Origin of the sequence: Nocardia coubleae NBRC 108252, from assembly GCF_001612805.1 — a bacterium.
Lineage (GTDB): Bacteria > Actinomycetota > Actinomycetes > Mycobacteriales > Mycobacteriaceae > Nocardia > Nocardia coubleae.
The window spans coordinates 1,100,401-1,120,300 of record NZ_BDBD01000011.1; the positions used below are offsets into that span (position 1 = coordinate 1,100,401).

A 19,900-nucleotide genomic window follows, 5' to 3' on the forward strand; every position below is an offset into this window, starting at 1 on the left:
CGCGCGACCGTCCGTGGTCGGGGTGCGCCAGAATCGACGACATGAGTACCGCATCGGCAGTCGCCATCGCCGTCGTGTTCGTCTGGCTCGGCATGGTGCTGGCCATCTCGTTCCTCGAGGCCCCGCTCAAGTTCCGCGCACCGAACGTCACCCTCGCGATCGGGCTCGGCATCGGCAGGATCGTCTTCCGCGCCCTCAACATCGTCGAAACATGTTGGGCGGCAATTCTTGTGGCGTCGTTGATACTCGGCCTTCCCGGCGCCGCGGCCGGTTCCGCTGTCATGGTCGCGGTGATCGCCCTCGCCGCCCAGGTGATCGCCGTCCGTCCGCGACTGGCCCGTCGCAGCGACGCGGTGCTGGCGGGGCTCGACGCACCTCGCTCACTCGGCCATTACGTCTACATCGCGCTGGAAGTCGTGAAGACGATCGCACTGCTCGTCGCGGGCATCGCCCTGCTGATTTCCGCCTGACACCTCGCGGAGGCCGCCTCGAAGGCGCGATCGCCTGCATTGGTTCCCGGGCGCGCTCGCCTACTTCTCGGGGACCGAGGGCCACCAGACCTTGTCACCCAGGAGTTCGAACAGGGCTGGGACCACCAGGGTTCTGACTACGAAAGTGTCGAGGAGGATGCCGATGCCGACGACGATGCCGAGTTGGGTGAGGGTGATCAGCGGAAGTACGCCCAAGACGCAGAACACCGCGGCCAGCACCGCGCCCGCGCTGGTGATCACCGCGCCGGTGGATGCGACGGCGCGGACCATGCCCTGGGTGGTGCCGTTGGCCGCTGCTTCCTCGCGCGCCCTGGTCACCAGGAAGATCGTGTAGTCCACGCCGAGGGCGACCAGGAACAGGAAACCGAACAGTGGCACGTTGGTGTCCAAGGCCGGGAAACCGAACACGGTGCCGCTGATCCAGCTGCCCGCGCCGAGTGCGGCGAGCGCGCTCAGGACCGTGACGCCGACGAGCAATACCGCCGCCGGAACCGCTCGCAACAGGGCAAGCAACACCAGCAGAACGACGACCAGGATCAGCGGGATGACCAGTCCCTGGTCCCGGCGGGCGGCGTCGCGGATATCGAGGGCCTCGGCATCGGAGCCGCCGACGAGCGCTGCACCGTCGGGGATCGCGCCGAGTGCCGACCGCATCGCCTCGACGGTGCTGAACGCGTCGGCCGAGCCGGGCGGCGCGTCGAGGACGACCGACCAGCGCGTCATTCCGGTGTCGGAGGTTCCGGTGCGGGTCGCCCGGGAAATCCCTGGCACGGTATCGAGTTCGGCCTGCACCGACGGTGCGGCCGCCGTGCGGGCGATCACGACGGCGGGATCGGCGGAGCCGGAGGGGAAGTGTTCGGCCAAGGTCTGTAGTCCGTCGACGGATTCGGCTTCGACCCGGAACTGCTCGGTGCGTGACAGGCCGATGTCGGTGGTCGCGAGACCGGCGGCGAAGACCACGAGGACGGCCGACGCGACACCGGCGACGAGGGCCGGGCGGCGCACCACGCGCTGCGCGACGTTCGCCCAGATGCCGTGCTCGGCCGGATCGCGACCGTCGGCGTGCGGCACGAACGGCCAGAAGATCTTTCGCCCACACAGGGCCAGTGCCGGGGGCAGGGCGAACAGGACGAAGATCACCGCGACGACGAGTCCGGCCGCGGCGAACGCGCCGAGGCTTCGCGTGTTCGGCAGCGCGGCCAGCAGCAGGGTCAGCAGTGCGAGCACAACGGTGACATTGCTGGCCAGGATGGCGGGCGCGGCATGGCGTACGGCGGCGCGCAAAGCGTCGCGATGGTCGTCGTGGCGATGCAGTTCGTCGCGGTACCGGGAGACGAGCAGCAGTGCGTAGTTCGTGCCCGCGCCGAAGACGAGGACGCTGGTGATGCCGGAGGTCGAGCCGTCGAAGGTGAGACCGGTGAGCTGGGCCAGTGCGGTGCCGACGCTGGTGGCGACGCGGTCGGCCAGGCCGACGACCGTCAGCGGGACGAGCCAGAGCACCGGTGAGCGGTAGGTGAGGATCAGCAGCACCATCACCACCAGCGCTGTGACGATCAGCAGCAGGGTGTTGGCACCGGAGAAGGAGTCGGCGATGTCGGCGCCGAAGGCGGGACCGCCGGTCACTTGCACGCGCAGCGGTTCGGGAAGGTCCGTGGTGAAGGTGGTGCGAAGTTCGTCGATGCGATCGGTCAGCGCGAACCCGTTCAGGTCCGCAGGCACCGGGATCTGGGCGATGGCGGCGCGGCCGTCGGGAGCCGGGACGACACGTGGACCGCCCGACGCGGAGACCTCGGCCCGGGTAAGTGCGGCATCGAGTGCGGCCAGGTCGGTCGGGGTGAGCACGCCGTCATCGGTGCGGGTCGCCACCAAGATCGCGGCGGCTTCGTCCGCGCCTGGGAAGTCGTCGGCGGCAGCGGCGGCCCGAGCGGATTCCGCCGAGGACGGCAGCGACACCGGCGCCTGCCCGGCGCTCTGGTTGCTGCCGGCAGACGCGACAACAGCCACCGCGGCCACGAACACCGCGAGTAGCAGCGCCCACGATCGCCGCCCGGTCACCATCCGGGCGAACCGATCCCATCCCTGCCCGTCGCTGAGTCGCATCACGCGGTCGACTATTTCAGAAACTTAACTATCTGACAATGTCGCGACCCGGGAGCGGCTAAGCTCGCAACCGGATCGAGAGGAGACAAGCGTTGGGTGACCAGACCACCGAGGACGCCGATCCGGCTCGCGACCGGTCGGAGCTGGAAACCGAGATCGCCCGCGATCTGCGCGCGCTGACCGCGATCTCCGAACAGATCGGTCACGTCTTCGCGCGGTCGAACGATCTGCGCCCCAACGACTTCCGTGCCCTGATGCATGTGGCAACCGCACAGGCCGAAGGCACACCGGTGACCGCGGGCCGGCTGAGCACACTGATGGGGATTTCCGCGCCCGCGGTCACCTATCTGGTCGAGCGGATGATCGAATCCGGCCATCTCGAGCGAGTACCCGACGCCACGGACCGCCGACGAGTGCACCTCGGCTACACCGACCACGGCATGTCCGTGGCGGCCGGATTCTTCGGACCCCTCAGCACCCGCACCCGTGCTGCGATGGCCGATCTGCCCGCCGCCGACCTCGAGGCAGCCCACCGGGTGTTCGTCGCGATCACCGGCGCGCTGCGCGATTTCTACAGCGAGTTACCGGCGCAGATGGACCGCTGAGCTCGTCGCAGGTCCCGATGTCCGGCCCGGCTCACCGTGCGAAGCAGCGCCTCCCACATACATCCGCACCCGCGGATCCGCGGCGGCGGACAGTTCCGCCATCGTCCCGGCGGCCAGAATCCGCCCTTTGCTGATGACAACCAGGCGGTCGGCGTAACCGGTGGCGGCGAGCAGGGCGATGTCGTGGGTGATGACGAGCAGGGCCGCACCGGTGTCGGCGTACTCGCGCAGCGACTTCCACACCGCGTAGGCGGTGCCCTGGTCCAGGGAGGCGGTCGGGCCGTCCGCGACCAGGACATCGGGAGCGGTCAGCAGGGCGGCCGCGACGGCTGCGCGTTGGATCTGGCCCGCGGAGTTGTGCCGCGCGAGCAGCTCCAAAGCGTCGATCGGGTAATGAGCGGCAGCGCAGGCTTGTTCGACGGTCCAGGCTCGGTGTCGAAGCTCCGATCGGCGGAGTTGCTCGCCGACGGTCTGGTCGGGCACGAAGGCATCGATACCGTCCTGAGGGATATAGCCGACGCGACCGTCGATCAGGACTTCACCACTCGCCCGTGCCGATTCGGGTAGGCGACCGGTCAGCGCGTAGGCGATCATCGTCTTGCCGTCGCCGGGACCGCCGAGCAGCGCGGTGAGCTGTCCGGCGGGAACACTCAGATCCACGCTCGTGAGGACTGTGTCGCGCCACCGGCCGGTGTCGATGTCGACGGTGAGGGAACGCAGTTCGGCTGTCACGACTCCAGTGTGGCCGGGTTCGCCGGCGACGACACCTAGACTGCTGCGAACCATTCGGTGGGAGGTGGCTATGCCGTCGGGTCCAAGGGTTAGTCGATGAGGGACGGTACGACGCTGCGGTCCTGGTGGAAGGACCCGGTCGACTACCGCTGGCTGGTGCGTACCCTCGCCGTTCGCTCGGCGCTGCTGCCGCTGAAGGTGCTGATGGGCACCGCCGGCGCGGGGATCGCGGTCATGGGTCTGGTGATCGCGGGCACGCCAGCGGGGCCGCCCGTCGCGGCGTCCGTTGTCGGAGTTCTGGCGGGCGCGCTGTGGGCCGCGCGCTGGTGGCTGCTGCCCTGGCCCGGCAGGACAGAGTCGCTGGCCCTGATCGCCTGCGCCGATCTGTTGTTCACGATCGAGTTCCTCCAGGTGCACAACCGACTGTTCGGTGCCATGGGTGCTGTCCTGCTGCTGGCGACCGGCAGCTATCTGAGTTTCTTCCACAGCGCACGGGCCGTGGCCGCGCATTCGGCCTGGTCGGTGCTGTCGGTGGTGGTGTTGTCCGTGCGGATCGCGACGGGCGGGGACGGTGTCACCCTCGCGGTCGCGGTGGGTCTGCTGTTGGCGACGGTGATCACCGCGGTGCCCGCGTTCCAGCTGCTCTACTGGCTGCTGCGCATCGAGTCGCTCTCGGATCCCCTCACCGAACTGCTCAACCGGCGAGGACTCGAGAACCGGCTCCCCCGACTCGTCGAGGATCATCGCGCCGTCTGCGTCATCTCCTTCGACCTGGACCGGTTCAAGAGCGTCAACGACACCTGGGGTCACCGCATCGGCGACATCGTGCTGATGCGAACCGCCCGGCGTCTGCGCGAGGCCGCCCCGGATTCGGCGGTGGTGGCGCGGACCGGCGGCGAGGAGTTCGTCGTGGCCGCCCCGATCGCGGCGGCAGACGCCCGCGACATCGCCGAACGCCTCCGCCGGGTGGTCGCCGCGCCTTCGGATACCGCGGTGGGCGTGACGGCCAGCATCGGCGTCGCGGTCTTCGACGCGACGGTCTGCCCGCAGTGCCCACGCCCCACCCCCGACCGCTTGCTGCAATCCGCCGACGCGGCGATGTACCAGGCGAAACAGTCCGGTGGAAACCTGGTCGTCCTCGACGACCTCACCCGGCCACCCGGGCACTCCCACACGCCGGGCGGGGAATGAACCGGGAGTTACAGCTGCCGACGGCGCGCACCACGGTGATCAGCCGGAAATCACTGGAATGCCGCCGATCTCGCGGCCGATCCGGGTGAGAAGTCGGCTGGTCAGGTCCGGGTCGTCGGCGGTGTTCGAGTCGGTGTAGTCGCCCAGAGAGTAGACGGCCGTGAAACCGGCTCGGTGCCAATGGTCGCGGGGCAGGGTGTTGCGTCCGGCGACCGCCACGACGGGGGTGGGGTGGGCTCGGGCGGCCAGAACCGCGGGGAGTTTTCCGTGGGCGGTCTGCTCATCGATGCTGCCCTCGCCGGTGATCACCAGGTCGACATCGGGCAGGTGGCGGTCGAATTCGAGCAGTTCGAGAAAGAACTCGGCGCCGGAGACGATGGTGCCGCCGAGCAGCAGGGCGGCGAAGCCGATCCCGCCCGCGCTGCCCGCACCGGACGAGGCCGCGACAGTCGCCGCGTCCGGATAGCCGCTGCGGACGAAAGCGCGGACCAGGTTACGCAGCCCGTCGTCGAGGAACCGGACGTCGGACTCAGTGGCGCCCTTCTGCGGGCCGTACACGGCGGCCGCACCGTCCGGTCCGAGCAGCGGGTTGGTGACATCACTCGCGACCACGATGTCCACCTCGCTCAACCGGACCGCCCGCGACGAGTCGACGGTGTGGACGCGGGCCAGACTCCGCCCACACGCGCGCAATCGCTGTCCGCTCGCGTCGGCGAAGGTGACGCCGAGCGCGGCGAGCATCCCCATCCCACCGTCGGTGCAGGCGCTGCCGCCGAGCGCGAGCACCAGGCGTCGCGGCCGGTGCCGCAGTGCCTGCGAGATCGCTTGTCCCACACCGAGACTGCTCGCGTCCAGCGGCAGCTTCCGGCCGTTCGGCAGGGTGGCGAGACCGCAGGTGTTCGCGACCTCGACCACCGCGGTGCCGTCGCCGACGGCGATCCGCGCGTACCTCGGGGTTCCCGACGCCCCGGCCACCGTCACCGGATGCGGCGTGAAACCGGCCGCGACCGCCGCGTCGACGCTCCCGTCGCCGCCGTCGGCCATCGGCATCCGCAGGCTGTCGATCCCCGCCGCCGCCAAGCCGTCGGCGAGGCGGTCGGCCACCTCGGCCGCGGTGAGGCTTCCTTTGAATTTGTCCGGGGCGAGGAGAACCCTCACGCGGTCGACGTCCTCTCTGCGGTCCGGATCTCAGTCCGCCTGCGCCACCGCGCCGAGCAGTTCCCTGACCCGGTTGGCGACGGTGATGAATTCCGGCGTCTCCATCGTCGTGGCGTACTCGCGGTGCGCGGGCAGGTCGACGTCGAGCAACTCGATGATCTTGCCCGGCCGTGGACTCATCACCACGACCCGATTGGCGAGATAGACGGCCTCGGCCACCGAATGCGTGACCAGCAGGACCGTGGTGCCCGTCTCCCGCCAGATGCGGTGCAGTTCGACGTTCATCCGTTCCCGGGTGAGCGCGTCGAGCGCACCGAACGGCTCGTCCATCAACAGTACTTCCGGTCGATGCAACAGGGCTCGGCACAGCGAAACCCGTTGCTGCATACCACCGGAGAGTTCGTGCGGCAGGGCGTTCTCGAAGCCGCCGAGCCCGGTCATCTCGATGAGCCGATCGCATTCGGCGGCCGCTGCCCGCTTGTCCATGCCGCGCATCTCCGCCTGCAGCAGGATGTTCTTGCGTACGGTTCGCCATTCCAGCAAAGCTGCACGCTGGAATACGTAGCCGATATTGCGCTGCGGCCCCCGCACGGAGGCGCCGCCGAGTTCGACGCTGCCCCCGCTCGGGTCGGTGAGGCCCGCGACGACTTTCAGCAGCGTCGACTTGCCGCAACCGGAGGGGCCGACGATCGACACGAACTCGCCGAGACCGACGTGGAGGTCGACATCGTGCAGTGCGGTGACCTCGCCGCGGTTGGACGAGAACCTTACGGTCAGCCCGTCTACGGCGACCGCGGTGCCGGTGCGGGTGTCGGTGGGTGTGCTCATTTCGTCACCTGTTCCGTCACGGCCGGCTGGTCGGGGTGAATTTGGAGTCCCAGTACTTGGCCGGGTCCTCGGCCTTCTCGAGGAGCTTCGCGGTGCTGAGCACCTCGACGGTGGCGCGCCAGTTCGCCTCGGCATTGGTTCCGGGCGCCTTGCCGACGGTTTCCGGGGTGGTGAGCAGCGGAATGGTCTGCTGCCACTGCTGCAGCAGCACCGGCTGCGGCGGCAGTTGCGGGTCCTTGCCTTCCATCGCGGCGACCGCGGCCTCGGGCTTCGCCGCCGCGGCGGCGAATGCCTCGCTGGTCGCGTCGACCATGGCCTGCACCAGTTTGGGCGAGGAGTCGATCGTGGCCTGGTTCGCGATCAGGCCGTTGCTGAAGAAGTTGAGTCCCTGCTCCGAATACCGCAGGTAGCGCACCTCTTTGCCGCTCTTGTTCGCGATGGTCGGCCCTTGGTCGTGCGCGAAGCCGATCAGCCCGTCGACGCGGCCCGAGAGCATCGCCGACATCTTGCCCGCGGAGTCGAGACTCTGCTGGGTGACCTGATCGGCGGGTACACCCGCCTTGTCGAGATAGACCGGGAAGGTGGTGGTCGGCGCGTCGCCCGCCGAGACGGCGATAGTCTTGCCCACCAGGTCGGCCGGAGTCCGGATATTCGAATCGGCGAACACCTGCACCGCCGACGGCGTGGTCTGCAGGAAGACGCCGACGCTCTTGACCTTGACGCCCTTGTCGATATTGCTGAGGACGGCGGGCGTATCGGCCCAGCCGAAGTCGGTCTGCTTGGAACCGGTGGCCTGCGTGGTCTTCGTCGACCCCTGGCCGGCCGAGATCTTCAGATCGATGCCGTGCTTGGCGAAAATGCCTTCCTGCACTCCGTAATAGAACGGGGCGTGCTCGCCGTAGGGGTACCAGTTGAGCATCAGCGACACCGAGGTGGTCTTCCCGTCGGTGCCGGGCTCCTTGGCCTCGGTGCCGCCGCCTCCGCAGCCGGTCAAGACCAGCACCGATGCCACCGCGGCGGCCGCGATGGACGTGAGTGTGCGTGTTCGGAATTTCATGCGAGTTCTCCAGCTGTGGCGCGAATACGATGGTTCGGCATGCTCAAGCCGCCCCGACGACCGAGGCCGTGGATCGACGGGAGGCGTGCCAGGGAATGAGGAACTGTTCGGCGATCTCGATGATCGCGAACAGGATGATGCCGAGCAGCGACATGATGATCAGGGCCGCGAACAGCATTGCGGTGTCGATGTTTCCGTTGGCCTGCAGAATCACATAACCCAGACCTTCGTTGGCGCCGACGAATTCGCCGACGACGGCACCGGTGACCGCGAGGGTGGCGGCGATCTTGAGCCCGGACATCAGTTGCGGAAGCGACGCCGGGAAACGCACCTTCACAAACGTCTTCCAATTGCTCGCGCCCATGGTGGAGGTGAGTTCGAGGATCTCCGGGTCGACCGAGCGCAGGCCGGCCATACCGGAGATGACGATCGGGAAGAACGCCATCAGCACGGCGACGAGAATCTTGGGACTGGTGCCGAAGCCCAGCCAGACGATGAACAGCGGGGCGATGGCGATTTTCGGGATGACCTGCGCGAAAAGGATGAGCGGGTACATCGTTCGCTCGACGCCACGCGAATAGATCATCACCAGGGCGACGGCTTCGCCGATCAGCGCGGCGATGATGAAGCCGACCACCGTTTCGTAGGTGGTGACCCAGGTGTTCTCGAGCAGGTACGCCGAGTTGTCGACGGTGGTGCGCCAGGTATCGGCGGGCGACGGCAGGATGTAGGGCTCGACGAGCTCGAATTTCGTGACGGCCCACCAGGCGACGACGAGCACCGCCACCAGGGCGAGTGGCCGCCAGACGGTCGACCAGAGACCGGCCGGGGATGGAAGCTTTCGGCGCCGGGGGCGAACGGGTTGCGCCGCTTTCGGTGCGGGGGAACCGGCCTCGACGGACGTGACTACCGCCATCTGGAGTCCTAAAGCTAGTAGTGGAGCGGGATTCGAACTGCACCCGCTGGGAATGCGCTTTCCGAAGCTGGATCCGAGGCTAGTGTGACCCGACCCACAGTGTCAAGGGTTTCGAATCGGGCCAGGTCAGGGGCGGTGCAAAACGCTGCTGTCGCGCAGGATCACCCGGCCGGGCACGAATTCGTGTGCGCGCGAGGACGTTGCGGTGTCGTCGAGCGCGAGCGCGACGGCCCGTTCGCCGATGTCCACCAGCGACAGCGCCACCGTCGAGAGCCCTGGCACGTGGTCGCGCAGCGTGGGAATGTCGTCGAACCCGGCGACGCAGACATCGTCGGGAACCGCCAAGCCGAGCTCGCGCCAGGCCGCGATCGCCCCGATTGCCATCACGTCGCTCACGGCGAAGACGCAGGGCGGGACCGCCTGCCCGTGGCGCAGATCCAAGGCCGCGGCGAGGCGGCGCGCCGCGCTGAAACCACCGTCGCGGGAGAAGTCTCCCGCGATCTCCACCAGCGGTGTCACACCCTGCGAGGCGAGTGCCTCGACGAAGCCGTTGCGCCGGTCGACGGCGGTCCTGATGTGACCGGGCCCGCCGATCACCGCGAAGTCGCGATGCCCCTGACCGAGCAGCGCGTGCGCCAATTCCGCTGATGCCGCATAGTTTTCGGGCTCGACGGCGGCACCGAAGGACAGTGGTTGACCGACGACGACCACCTTGCCGTTGTTGTCCAGATACCGCGCGCACTCCTTCTCGAGATCGCGGTCGAGATCGCCGCTCTGGCGCGAACCCGCGAGGATGATCGCGTCGGCGCGGTGCGAGATGAACGTGCTCACCGATTCGCGCTCGATGTCGAAATCGCGTTGCGTGCTGGCCAGCAGGACGAGCTTGCCCGCCCGGCGCGCCGCCGTCTGCACCCCCTGCACGATCGAGGAGAAGTAGGGGTCGGCGATGTCGTGCACGACGAGTCCGATCAGCCCGGTGGAGGACCGCGCCAGGGCCTGGGCCTGGGCATTCGGCACATAGCCGAGCTCCGCGGCGGCGGCACGGACCCGGTCGGCCACGCCTTCGCCGGGCACCCGTGACGACCCGTTGAGCACGCGCGAGGCGGTCGCCTGGGAGACGCCCGCCCGGATCGCGACGTCTTGCAATCTCACAGCCGCCATGACTTCTCGTTCCCTCGGTTCGGGGTGGGGTTGACCGGACTCGGTGACTTAGCATAGCTTGGAAAGCGCATTCCGAGCTGACTTGTCCATCGCCGTGTGCGGAGTTGTCCGCACCGTCCGCGACCCATTCTGCGGGTCGTCAGCCACGCAAATCAGAAGAGGCACAGAACAATGCCCGATTCCACTCCCCCGCGCACGCTCCGCATCGCCATGAACGGCGTCACCGGGCGCATGGGTTACCGCCAGCACCTCGTGCGCTCGATCCTGCCGATCCGCGACGCGGGCGGCCTCCTGCTCCCGGACGGCAGCCGCGTCCAGGTGGAGCCCATCCTGGTGGGCCGCAACGCCGCCAAGCTGGCCGAACTCGCGGCACAGCACGGTATCGCCGAATGGAGCACCGATGCCGCCGCCGTCATCGCCGACCCGTCCGTCGACATCTACTTCGACGCACAGGTCACGTCCCGGCGCGCCGAGGCGCTCGCGGCGGCGATGAAGGCGGGCAAGCACGTGTTCACCGAGAAGCCGACCGCCGAAACGCTCACCGAGGCGGTAGAACTCGCCAGGGTCGCCGCGAACGCGGGCGTCACCGCGGGTGTCGTGCACGACAAGCTCTATCTGCCCGGCCTGGTCAAATTGCGCAGGCTGGTCGACGAGGGCTTCTTCGGGCGGATCCTGTCGTTGCGTGGCGAATTCGGCTACTGGGTCTTCGAAGGTGACGGCCAGCCCGCCCAGCGTCCCAGCTGGAACTACCGCGCCGAGGACGGCGGCGGCATCGTCGTCGACATGTTCTGCCACTGGAACTACGTGCTCGAGGGGTTGCTCGGCAAGGTCGAGGCGGTCACCGCGAAGGCGACGACCCATATCCCCACCCGGTGGGACGAGCAGGGCAAGCCGTACGACGCCACCGCCGACGATGCCGCCTACGGCATCTTCGAGATGGCTGACGGCGTTGTCGCGCAGATCAATTCGTCGTGGGCGGTGCGGGTGTATCGAGACGAGCTCGTCGAGTTCCAGATCGACGGCACGCACGGTTCGGCCGTGGCCGGATTGCGTAAATGTGTCGCGCAGCATCGCTCGCATACGCCCAAACCCGTGTGGAACCCGGATCTTCCGGTCACCGAACCGTTCCGCGAGCAATGGCTCGAGGTGCCGGCGAACGCCGATCTGGACAACGGTTTCAAATTGCAGTGGGAGGAGTTCCTCGCCGACGTGGTGAACGAGCGGCCGCACCGCTACGGGCTGCTCTCCGCCGCGCGCGGGGTTCAGCTCGCCGAACTCGGCCTGCGCAGCTCCGCCGAAGGCCGCCGCATCGAGATTCCGGAGGTGACGCTGTGACCGCGGCCCCGACCGATGTGTCGGTGCTGCTGCCCGCCGGTGACCGGCTCGAACGGTACGTCCTCGGCGCTCCGGGCCCGTGGACGCGGCCGACCGGGCCGATCACCTCGCGGGTGGCTTTCGCTGCGGCGCATGTGATTCCGCGTGCCACAGCCGACAACACGCCGGGCGCGCCCGTGACGATCGACTGGGACGCGACGCTGGCCTACCGGCACGAGCTGTGGTCCTACGGGCTCGGTGTCGCCGATGCCATGGACACCGCGCAGCGCGGGATGGGCCTCGACTGGCGGACCACCGCCGAATTGATCCGGCGTTCCGGCGGCGAGGCCGCTTCCACCGGGGGCAGGCTCGCCTGCGGTGCGGGCACCGATCAGCTCGACCTCGCCGGCCTGCCCGCCGGATCGGCCGGGCTCACCAGGATCGTCGACGCCTACCATGAGCAGATCGACGTGGTGACCGAGGCGGGCGCGCAGGTGATCGTGATGGCTTCGCGGGCTCTCGTGCGGGTCGCGGAGTCGACGGCCGACTATGTGGACGTCTACGAACGGCTGCTGACAGGTGTCGACCGGCCGGTGATCCTGCACTGGCTCGGCACCATGTTCGACCCCGCGCTGCACGGCTATTGGGGTAGCGACGATATCGCCACCGCCACCGAGACTTTCCGGACGCTCATCGAGAACAACCGGTCGAAGATCGACGGCGTCAAGGTCTCGCTGCTGGATGCCGGACACGAGATCGCGCTGCGGCGCGCCTTGCCGCCGGGGGTCCGGCTCTACACCGGCGACGATTTCAACTATCCCGAGCTCATCGTCGGTGACGCGCAGGGACATTCGGACGCACTGCTCGGCATCTTCGCGGCGATCTATCCGGCCGCGTCGACCGCGCTGCAGGAGCTCGACAACGGCAACGTGGCGCGGGCATCCGAAATACTCGGCAGCACACAGGAACTCGGACGGCACATCTTCGCGGCGCCCACGTACTACTACAAGACCGGAATCGCGTTCCTGTCGTGGCTCAACGGTCGTCAGCCCGGCTTCTCCATGGTCGGCGGGTTGTCCACGGGCCGTTCCGTCCCGCACCTGGCCGAGCTGTTCCGGCTCGCCGACCGGGCCGGTCTGCTGGCGGACCCCGAACTGGCCGCGCACCGCATGCGGCTGTACCTCGAACTGAACGGACTCGGATCATGACATCGGTTGTCGCGCAGCAGATCCCGTACGACTCAGCTGCTCCGTACCGGTCGCTGTCGCTGAACACCGCGACGACCAAGCGGTGGACCCTGGCCGAGGCGGTGGACGGTGCGGCAAGGGCCGGACTCGGTGCGATCGGACTGTGGCGTGACCGGGTCGACGAGGTCGGGGCCACCACCGCGGCGAAGATCGTGGCCGATGCGGGTCTGCGCGTCTCCAGCCTGTGCCGCGGCGGCTTCCTGACCGGCAGGGAGCACGGACCGGCCGCGCTCGACGACAACCGCCGCGCGATCGACGACGCGGCGACACTCCGCACGCGGGAACTGGTGATGGTGATGGGCGGAATTCCCGATCGGGATCTCGCCGGTGCCCGGGCACGGGTCGAGGAGCGGCTCGCGCTCCTGGTCCCCTACGCCGCCGAACGCGGCGTACGCCTGGCGCTGGAACCGCTGCACCCCATGTTCTGTGCCGATCGAGCGGTGATTTCCACACTGGCGCAGGCACTCTCGATGGCCGAACCGCATCCGTCGGAGACCGTGGGCGTTGTGGTCGACACCTTCCATCTCTGGTGGGACCCGACCCTGGCGGACCAGATCGCGCAGGCCGGTGCGGCCGGACGGATCAGCTCGTACCAGGTGTGCGACTGGCTGAACCCGATGGCCCCCGACCCCCTGCTGTCGCGGGGCATGATGGGCGACGGCGTCATCGACTTCGCGGCCATCGGCCGCTGGGTCCGCGACGCCGGATACCGCGGCGACGTGGAAGTCGAGATCTTCAACGCCACGGTGTGGTCCAGCGACGGCCACGAGGTGATCGAGACGATGAAGCGGCGGTATCGGGAGCTGGTACTGCCGTCCCTCGTCGGCTGAGGTCACCCGGCCGCGGTGCTGTCAGAGCTGACGGCTGCCCATCGGGCTATGCGCCAGAACTTCTTTCGAGCCCGCCGGCCATGGGCTGCTCGCCCGTGACTGTCATGTCCAGACAGGTGACGGATGAGGTCGGCACGCTCGGCAGCGGAGATTTCCGGGTGTGCGAGGGCGCAGGCCACGGCGTCGTGTGCGTAGTAGGGACGTCTCCTGTCGTAGGCACTTCGAGCCGCGTCGAGGACGTGGGCGGGAGGGTAGTGCCCTGTCGATGCCAGGCATAGGCGGGCGAGTTTCGTGATGGGGCTGGGGAACAGGCCGTGGGAGACGGTGTCGCCTGGCATGCCTTCGGCGAGTGTGACCAGACCGGCGAGCATCCGTGGGCTGTCCGGGGTAGGGATATCGACCGGGGGTGGAAAATCACGGGCCAAGTAGGTCGAGACGGCCCATGCACCGTCCGTGGAGTCGAATGCCGCGTGCACCGCCTCGAGGAGGTCCGGTCGCCGCAGCCGGGCCATGCAGAGCAATTGCGCGTCGGGGACGTCGCACAGGACATGGCTCAGTCGCCGCGTGTCCGTAGCCGAGATTTTGTCCAGCGCCGCGAGAGAGTCGGTGGACCCGGCGAATTCGACATCGCGAGGCCGGATGCCGGAGAACACGGTGCGTAGGACGGAGTCCGACAGCAACTCCATCGGTACCGGCCCGAAGAACGCTACGAGCCGGATAACAGCTTCTTCCACCGGGATTCGGACTGCCGGCTCCATCGGGAGACGGACAATCACATCACCCAGGGCAGCCGAGAGCCGACTTCGCGAAAATTCCGGCAGGACTTCGTGAATCGTATATCCGTAGGCATACCGAGAGTGGACGTAGCGGCTGATGCCGAGCAGGTCGCCCACGAGCTGCTCGTGGTCGATGTGGCCACCGACCACGAGCTGTCGCCACGCCTGGAACGAGGCATACCGCCGGTGCTCGATGAAGTCCGGTGGGCGAGGATCCCTGCGGAAGAGCTCGGCTTCAGAATCCGCTCGGCCGGTCATGATCATGGAGGATAAGCCGACTCCTCCGCTACCGCGAGCGACCGAGGCTTGCCAGTACCGCCTGTGCCGATCGTTCACCCGAGGTGGCTGCGTCGGCCAGGGAGGGTACGTCGAGCTGGTAGTCGCCGGCCAGATAGATGGTGCCGAGTGGGTCGCGCAAGGTGGGGAGGGTCTTGCGTCTGCCGGGTGCCCAGAACGGCACGACCCGGCGGTGCCTGCGCAGAATGCCCTCCCCCAGCTTGTCTTCCAGCTCGGGCAGCACGGTGAGCAGGTCGTTCCGGAAGCGGGACACGATCTCCTCGTCGGGCAGGTCCAGCAACGCGTCGGCCTTGCCGCCACCGGCGAAACAAGCCAGGGCACCGCCCGGTTTGCGGTCGTCACCGGTGCGCAGCGCCGCGGCATGATTGAACACCGCCTGGAACGACAGCTGCGGCGCCGAGATGCCGAAGTACTTGTCCCACCGTTGCGGACCGACCTCGTCGGTGAAGAAGCCGACCACGACATAGCGGCCGTAGGTGATGTCGTTGAACGCGTTGCGGTACTGCTGGGGCAGGTCGGGGATGATCCGCTCGGTGATGTCGGCCGGGGTGGTCACGATAGCCCGCCGGGCCCGAAGTCGCGCCGGACGATCGCCGTCGAGATAGTCGACGACCACGCCGTCACCATCGCGGCGCACCGTGTGTACCACCGCGTTGCGCCGGATGCGGGCACCGAGGTCTTCGGTGAGCACATCGGTCAGTGTCTGGTTGCCGCCCGAGGGCAGCGAGAAGTTCGGCACCTTCTCCGGGTCGGTGAGTGCGATGCCCACCGAGTACACGAACTGAGCGGCCGCCGTCTCCTCCGGATCACATCCCATCCACTGCGCCGACCACGACCGGACGATCGTGGCGGCCAGTTCCGAGCGGACGCCGTTCAGCAGATACGACGCCAGCCTGGACTCGAGCCTCGCGCGGACACGCTGGGCGAAGCGGCTCTGCGATTCGAGGAACGGCGCGGCCGAGAGGATGCGCGCGCCGACGATGGCCAGCCCGATCCGATCCATCATGGTCATGCGGGTGCGGAACATGAGTGCCAGCGGATTCGAGGTGTCGACCGTCGAACCGTTCAGGTGCAGCGCGATACTCTTGCCCGCGAGCGAGCCCATCTCGATGTTGTGCCGCTCCAGCGCGTCGATCAGTGTGCCGGTGCCCTCGGTGAACTGGGTGCCGAGGTTGATCCAGTAGTCGCCCTGACGGACGGTTTCGACGCGCCCGCCCGTGCGATCGGTGGACTCGAGCACGACCACCTCGGCCGCGGGCGCCAAGGTGGTCGCCGCCGTCAAACCCGCCATTCCGGCGCCGATCACGACAACCTCGGTGGCTTCTTCTCGAATATTCTGCGTTGCCATGTCGGCTCCAGCCTGTAGATCGGTCGGAATGGATTCGTCGATTACGCCGTGACGGTGGCGTCACCGGCTACCGCCGGCGCGGCGACCCGCTTGTTGTAAGCGTCGAAAGCGCGGTAGGCGCGGTAGTAGGCGAACATCTGCAGTCCCCACGTCGACAGGGCGAAGATGTAGAAGATCGTGTGCTCGGCGTCGTCACCGGGGATCTTGACGAAGTCGTAGGTCGCCGCGATCACGAAACCGCATGCGGTGGCGACGGCCGCCCACACGGCGTGTCGACGCTCCCCGATCTGCCACAGCCGCTTGACGAAGTAGGCGAGGAAGATCGTGGTGAGCACGTTGACCACGATGAAGAAGATCGCGGCAGGCAGACCGATGGTGTCCTGGTAGCCGAGCAGCAGCAGGCCGGCCACACCCGCGAGCGCGAACGCGCCGATGTCCACCGCCGCCGACGGCTTGTACCGGTGGGTCACCTGCATGAGCCCGAGGACCAGGATCAGCGTGATACCGACCGATCGGGAGAAGGCGTCCAAATAGGCCGCGCCGGTATACATCGGGCTGTCGTGGCCCGCTTTGAGCAGACCGTAGATCAGGAAATTCGTCCCCGAGGTCGCGACGATGATCCACTCGATACCGAGCAGATAATTCTTGTAGTTCCGGATGAATTTGATGCCGTAGGTGAAACCGACGGCGATCATCCAGATGTCCGCGACCGCGAAAAGCAGTTCCTTGATGGACATGATCTTCTCCTTGAAAGTGCCACCCGCCGACCAGCGGCAATGGGGTCTTTTCTGCCGAGCGATCGAGGATCGGTAGCCGTTTCGCTCCGGCAAGACGTATGGGTCCGGCATCCGACTGTCGAACCGGATATGCGCGCAGCCCCGACACTGAGGTCGGAATGTGATGCCAGTCATAACGCTACAGCGAGTGGGTCATATGATCAAGGCGTTTGACTCACAATTTTCCGCCGCCGAGCTGATCGGGCAGCGTCGAGGTGATGATCTGCCGCGCCTCGGCGAGGATGGTGTCGACCACGTCCCGGCAGCTGCCGATGTCGTGGATCAACCCCTGGGCCTGGCTCGCCCACCACAGTCCACCGTCGACATCGCCGTCGCCGTACACGCGCTCGCGGGCGCGAGCACCGCTGGCCAGGTGGGCGATGTCGTCGAAGGTCGCGCCGGGCTCGCGGGAGACCGCGGCGATCTCCTCAGACACCGCGTTGCGGGCCACCCGGGCGGAGTTGTGGAACTCGCGGAACACGATGACCGTGTCGCGTTCGCTGTTGTCGACGATCTGCCGCTTGACGTTGTCGTGGATGGGCGCCTCGGTGGTCGCCATGAACCGCGTGCCCATGTTCACCGCGCACGCGCCGAGTGCGAGGGCCGCGACAAGCCCTGCCCCGGTGGCGATTCCGCCGCTGGCGATGATCGGAACGGTCAGCGCTCGCGCGGCGGCGGGGATCAACACCAGACCGGGAACATCGTCCTCACCGGGGTGTCCCGCGCATTCGAAACCGTCGATGCTCACCGCGTCGACACCGAGCTGCTGGGCTTTGAGCGCGTGGCGAACGGTGACCGCCTTGTGGATCACCTTCACCCCCGCCGCCTTGAAGGTGGGCAGGTGCGGCTGCGGGTTACCGCCGGCGGTTTCGACGATGGTGATGCCGCTCTCGACGATCGCGTCGCGATATTCGTCGTAGGGCACCGGCTTGATGGTCGGCAGGATCGTCAGATTCACACCGAAGGGCTTGTCGGTGAGGTCACGACAGCGGTTGATCTCCTTGACCAGCGCCTCCGGTGTGGGCTGGGTGAGAGCGGTGAGGAATCCGAGGGCACCGGCGTTGGCCACCGCGCCGATCAGGTCCGCCGTGCCGACGGCGGTCATGCCGCCACAGACGAGGGGGTGCTCGATGCCGAACGTTTCCGTGAAGGTGTTGGTGAACATGTACATCCTGACCGAATCGTAGTCATTTGTCTAAGTCATGTGACTATGATCGTGGGTCAAGAATCACTCTTTGTCAATGAGGAGCATCCAGTGACCACCAACGTTCTCTGGCTGGACGACATCGCCGTCGGCGATCGGTTCCGCACCGCCACCTACGACCTCGGGGCCGACGCCATCGTCGACTTCGCCACAGAGTGGGACCCGCAACCGTTCCACCTCGGCGAGGACAGCGCGAAGGACACCTTCTTCGGAGGCCTGGCGGCCAGCGGCTGGCACACCGCCGCGATCACCATGCGCCTGTTGGTCACCACGGGACTGCCGTTGGCCACCGGCATCATCGGCGCTTCCATCGAACTGGCCTGGCCGTCACCGACCCGGCCGGGAGACCGCTTGCACGTCGAACTGGAGGTGACCGATGTGCGACCATCCCGGTCCGATCCCCGCCGCGGATTCATCACCGCGACCTATGACACGCTCAACCAGCACGGCGAGGTCCGCCAGCACACCACCGCCCGGTTGCTGGCCTTCACCCGGCCATGAAAGACGACCGCGCACCACGCGCCTGCCGACGGCGAAGAGTGCCTTCGCCGACGGCGGCGCGAGCGCGGTTCACTTCCAGAGCGAGGCCCAGCGGTCGACGGTGCGGTCGGCGAGCCAACCGAGGTACAGCGCGGGGTTGTTGACGAAGCTGGGCCAGAACCGTTTGCCGCCGTGCCAGATCGCTTCGAGGTCCTCGTGCCGCGGTGCACCGGTGACATGGTCGGCCAGCAGGTGTCCCACGTATTGCGCCTGGGCGAAGCCGTGGCCGTTGCAGGCCGCCGAGTACAGCACGTTCTCGGAGGCCTCGCCCGCGGCGGGCAACCAGGTGGAGCTCATGCCGATCCAGCCACCCCAGGCCCGCACCGGCTCGATGTCGCGCAGGCCGGGGAAGCGGTCGTGGAAGCCACGGACGAGATCGTCGACGACCTGCGGCGCGGGAGTACGGGTCGGCAGCGGGTTGCGACCTGCCTGGATGCGGCGGGTGCCGAACGCGATGGTGCCGCGCGGAGTGACGCGATAACTCTCGAGGATCATGTGCAGGGTGACCAGCGGCGCCCTGCTGGTCCAGCCGATCTCGTCGAGCCGCTCGGGCGGGATCGGTTCGGTTTCGACCAGCGAGGTCCACACCGGGGTCGCGAGGTGTTTCGGCGCGATGGACAGGCTGTTGCTCGCGGCGTTGGTGGTGAGTAGCGCCTTGCGTGCCCTGACCTTTCCGTGCGGGGTTTCGACGGTGACCCGGTCACCGGTATCGACGACGTCGACCGCCGGAGTGGACTCGTAGACGCGCACACCGGCGGCGATCGTCGCGGCGCGCAGACCGAGGGCGAACTTGCCCGGGTTGACCGTGCCGCCCACGCCTTCACGGATTCCACCGAGGAAGCCCTCCGGCAGCCCAGCCTCGGGACCCTCGACGAATTCGCCCGACGATCCGGCGGCGGCCAGGACCTTCGCGTTGCGGCGGGCGTGCCGCAACTGTCCCTTCGACACCGCGGCCATCACGATGCCTTCCTGCTTGTAATCACAGTCGATCGCGTGGTGCTCGATCGCGTCCTCGGCGAAATGCACCGCGTGCTCGGCGTAGCGGTACAGCTCGCGCAACCGCTCGCGCTTCAGCAGGAACCCCAGCAGTTCGGGATCGGCGGCGACCGAGTTCGTGATGTAGCCCGCGTTGCGGGAGGTGGCGCCCCAGCCGAGGGTTTTCGCCTCGAGCAGCACCACGTCCACGCCCTTGTCGGCGAGGCGCAGGGCCGCCGACATACCGCCGCCACCGCCACCGATCACGACGACGTCGCAGTCGATGTCACCGGTGAGCGATGGTTCGACCGTGGTGGGTTGTTCGGCCCAACCGGTGTCGTCGATCAATTCCAT

The 19,900-nt window shown here is 67.7% G+C and carries 19 protein-coding genes; 7 read left to right on the top strand and 12 right to left on the bottom strand.

The annotated features are described in order from the left end of the window. Window positions 1-41: 41 nt before the first annotated feature. Window positions 42-470 (top strand): hypothetical protein, encoded by a 429-nt coding sequence (locus tag NCO8_RS14100; RefSeq protein WP_067639611.1) that lies wholly within the window; start codon window positions 42-44, stop codon window positions 468-470. A gap of 60 nt (window positions 471-530) precedes the next feature. On the opposite strand, the gene NCO8_RS14105 is transcribed toward NCO8_RS14100, so the two are convergent. After that, the gene (locus NCO8_RS14105; protein WP_174550331.1) at window positions 531-2,591 is read right to left on the bottom strand and encodes an MMPL family transporter; all 2,061 of its coding nucleotides are present in this window, start codon (window positions 2,589-2,591) and stop codon (window positions 531-533) included. Window positions 2,592-2,683: 92 nt separating this feature from the next. Here NCO8_RS14105 and NCO8_RS14110 point away from each other — a divergent pair, with 92 nt between their 5' ends. Then, a complete protein-coding gene (locus NCO8_RS14110) occupies window positions 2,684-3,196 on the top strand; it encodes a MarR family winged helix-turn-helix transcriptional regulator (protein WP_067639613.1) in 513 nt (170 codons plus the stop codon). Here NCO8_RS14110 and NCO8_RS14115 read toward each other — a convergent pair. Further along, window positions 3,173-3,928: an ATP-binding cassette domain-containing protein gene (locus NCO8_RS14115; RefSeq protein WP_084457180.1), complete on the bottom strand. Its 756-nt coding sequence runs from the start codon at window positions 3,926-3,928 to the stop codon at window positions 3,173-3,175. The genes NCO8_RS14110 and NCO8_RS14115 overlap by 24 nt on opposite strands. Window positions 3,929-4,024: 96 nt before the next feature. Between NCO8_RS14115 and NCO8_RS14120 the strand changes: the two genes are divergently transcribed. After that, window positions 4,025-5,119: a GGDEF domain-containing protein gene (locus NCO8_RS14120; protein ID WP_067639615.1), complete on the top strand. Its 1,095-nt coding sequence runs from the start codon at window positions 4,025-4,027 to the stop codon at window positions 5,117-5,119. Between the two features lie 39 nt (window positions 5,120-5,158). On the opposite strand, the gene NCO8_RS14125 is transcribed toward NCO8_RS14120, so the two are convergent. The 5 genes from NCO8_RS14125 to NCO8_RS14145 all read right to left on the bottom strand — a co-directional run bounded on the left by NCO8_RS14125 (window position 5,159) and on the right by NCO8_RS14145 (window position 10,239). Continuing rightward, complete coding sequence (locus NCO8_RS14125) at window positions 5,159-6,277, bottom strand: glycerate kinase (RefSeq protein ID WP_067639617.1); 1,119 nt, start codon at window positions 6,275-6,277, stop codon at window positions 5,159-5,161. A gap of 30 nt (window positions 6,278-6,307) precedes the next feature. Next, window positions 6,308-7,105: an ABC transporter ATP-binding protein gene (locus tag NCO8_RS14130; protein WP_067639619.1), complete on the bottom strand. Its 798-nt coding sequence runs from the start codon at window positions 7,103-7,105 to the stop codon at window positions 6,308-6,310. 16 nt (window positions 7,106-7,121) lie between these two features. Next, the gene (locus tag NCO8_RS14135) at window positions 7,122-8,162 is read right to left on the bottom strand and encodes an ABC transporter substrate-binding protein (protein ID WP_067639622.1); all 1,041 of its coding nucleotides are present in this window, start codon (window positions 8,160-8,162) and stop codon (window positions 7,122-7,124) included. A gap of 43 nt (window positions 8,163-8,205) precedes the next feature. Next, on the bottom strand, window positions 8,206-9,078 hold the full coding sequence (locus tag NCO8_RS14140; RefSeq protein ID WP_067494334.1) for an ABC transporter permease: 873 nt from the start codon (window positions 9,076-9,078) through the stop codon (window positions 8,206-8,208). 126 nt (window positions 9,079-9,204) lie between these two features. Further along, on the bottom strand, window positions 9,205-10,239 hold the full coding sequence (locus tag NCO8_RS14145) for a LacI family DNA-binding transcriptional regulator (protein ID WP_067494330.1): 1,035 nt from the start codon (window positions 10,237-10,239) through the stop codon (window positions 9,205-9,207). Between the two features lie 171 nt (window positions 10,240-10,410). On the opposite strand from NCO8_RS14145, the gene NCO8_RS14150 reads away from it, so the two are divergent. Genes NCO8_RS14150 through NCO8_RS14160 form a run of 3 tightly spaced genes read left to right on the top strand, consistent with a single transcriptional unit; the run spans window position 10,411 to window position 13,630 of the window. Next, the gene (locus NCO8_RS14150) at window positions 10,411-11,574 is read left to right on the top strand and encodes a Gfo/Idh/MocA family protein (RefSeq protein ID WP_067639624.1); all 1,164 of its coding nucleotides are present in this window, start codon (window positions 10,411-10,413) and stop codon (window positions 11,572-11,574) included. Continuing rightward, entirely contained in the window at window positions 11,571-12,761 is a 1,191-nt protein-coding gene (locus tag NCO8_RS14155) for a dihydrodipicolinate synthase family protein (RefSeq protein ID WP_067639626.1), read from the top strand. Before NCO8_RS14150 ends, NCO8_RS14155 begins: the two co-directional genes overlap by 4 nt. Then, window positions 12,758-13,630: a sugar phosphate isomerase/epimerase family protein gene (locus tag NCO8_RS14160; RefSeq protein WP_067639628.1), complete on the top strand. Its 873-nt coding sequence runs from the start codon at window positions 12,758-12,760 to the stop codon at window positions 13,628-13,630. The genes NCO8_RS14155 and NCO8_RS14160 overlap by 4 nt, the downstream gene beginning before the upstream one ends. A 2-nt stretch (window positions 13,631-13,632) precedes the next feature. On the opposite strand, the gene NCO8_RS14165 is transcribed toward NCO8_RS14160, so the two are convergent. The 4 genes from NCO8_RS14165 to NCO8_RS14180 all read right to left on the bottom strand — a co-directional run bounded on the left by NCO8_RS14165 (window position 13,633) and on the right by NCO8_RS14180 (window position 17,992). Then, on the bottom strand, window positions 13,633-14,670 hold the full coding sequence (locus tag NCO8_RS14165; RefSeq protein ID WP_067639630.1) for a hypothetical protein: 1,038 nt from the start codon (window positions 14,668-14,670) through the stop codon (window positions 13,633-13,635). Between the two features lie 22 nt (window positions 14,671-14,692). Further along, a complete protein-coding gene (locus NCO8_RS14170) occupies window positions 14,693-16,051 on the bottom strand; it encodes a flavin monoamine oxidase family protein (protein ID WP_067639632.1) in 1,359 nt (452 codons plus the stop codon). A 41-nt stretch (window positions 16,052-16,092) separates the two neighbouring features. Next, entirely contained in the window at window positions 16,093-16,788 is a 696-nt protein-coding gene (locus NCO8_RS14175) for a transporter (protein ID WP_067639634.1), read from the bottom strand. Between the two features lie 214 nt (window positions 16,789-17,002). Continuing rightward, entirely contained in the window at window positions 17,003-17,992 is a 990-nt protein-coding gene (locus tag NCO8_RS14180) for an NAD(P)H-dependent flavin oxidoreductase (protein WP_067640179.1), read from the bottom strand. Window positions 17,993-18,082: 90 nt separating this feature from the next. Here NCO8_RS14180 and NCO8_RS14185 point away from each other — a divergent pair, with 90 nt between their 5' ends. After that, window positions 18,083-18,532, top strand: a complete 450-nt coding sequence (locus NCO8_RS14185) for a MaoC family dehydratase (protein WP_245655349.1) — start codon at window positions 18,083-18,085, stop codon at window positions 18,530-18,532. A 69-nt stretch (window positions 18,533-18,601) separates the two neighbouring features. Here NCO8_RS14185 and NCO8_RS14190 read toward each other — a convergent pair whose 3' ends face one another. Further along, window positions 18,602-19,900 (bottom strand): NAD(P)/FAD-dependent oxidoreductase, encoded by a 1,299-nt coding sequence (locus tag NCO8_RS14190; RefSeq protein WP_067639638.1) that lies wholly within the window; start codon window positions 19,898-19,900, stop codon window positions 18,602-18,604.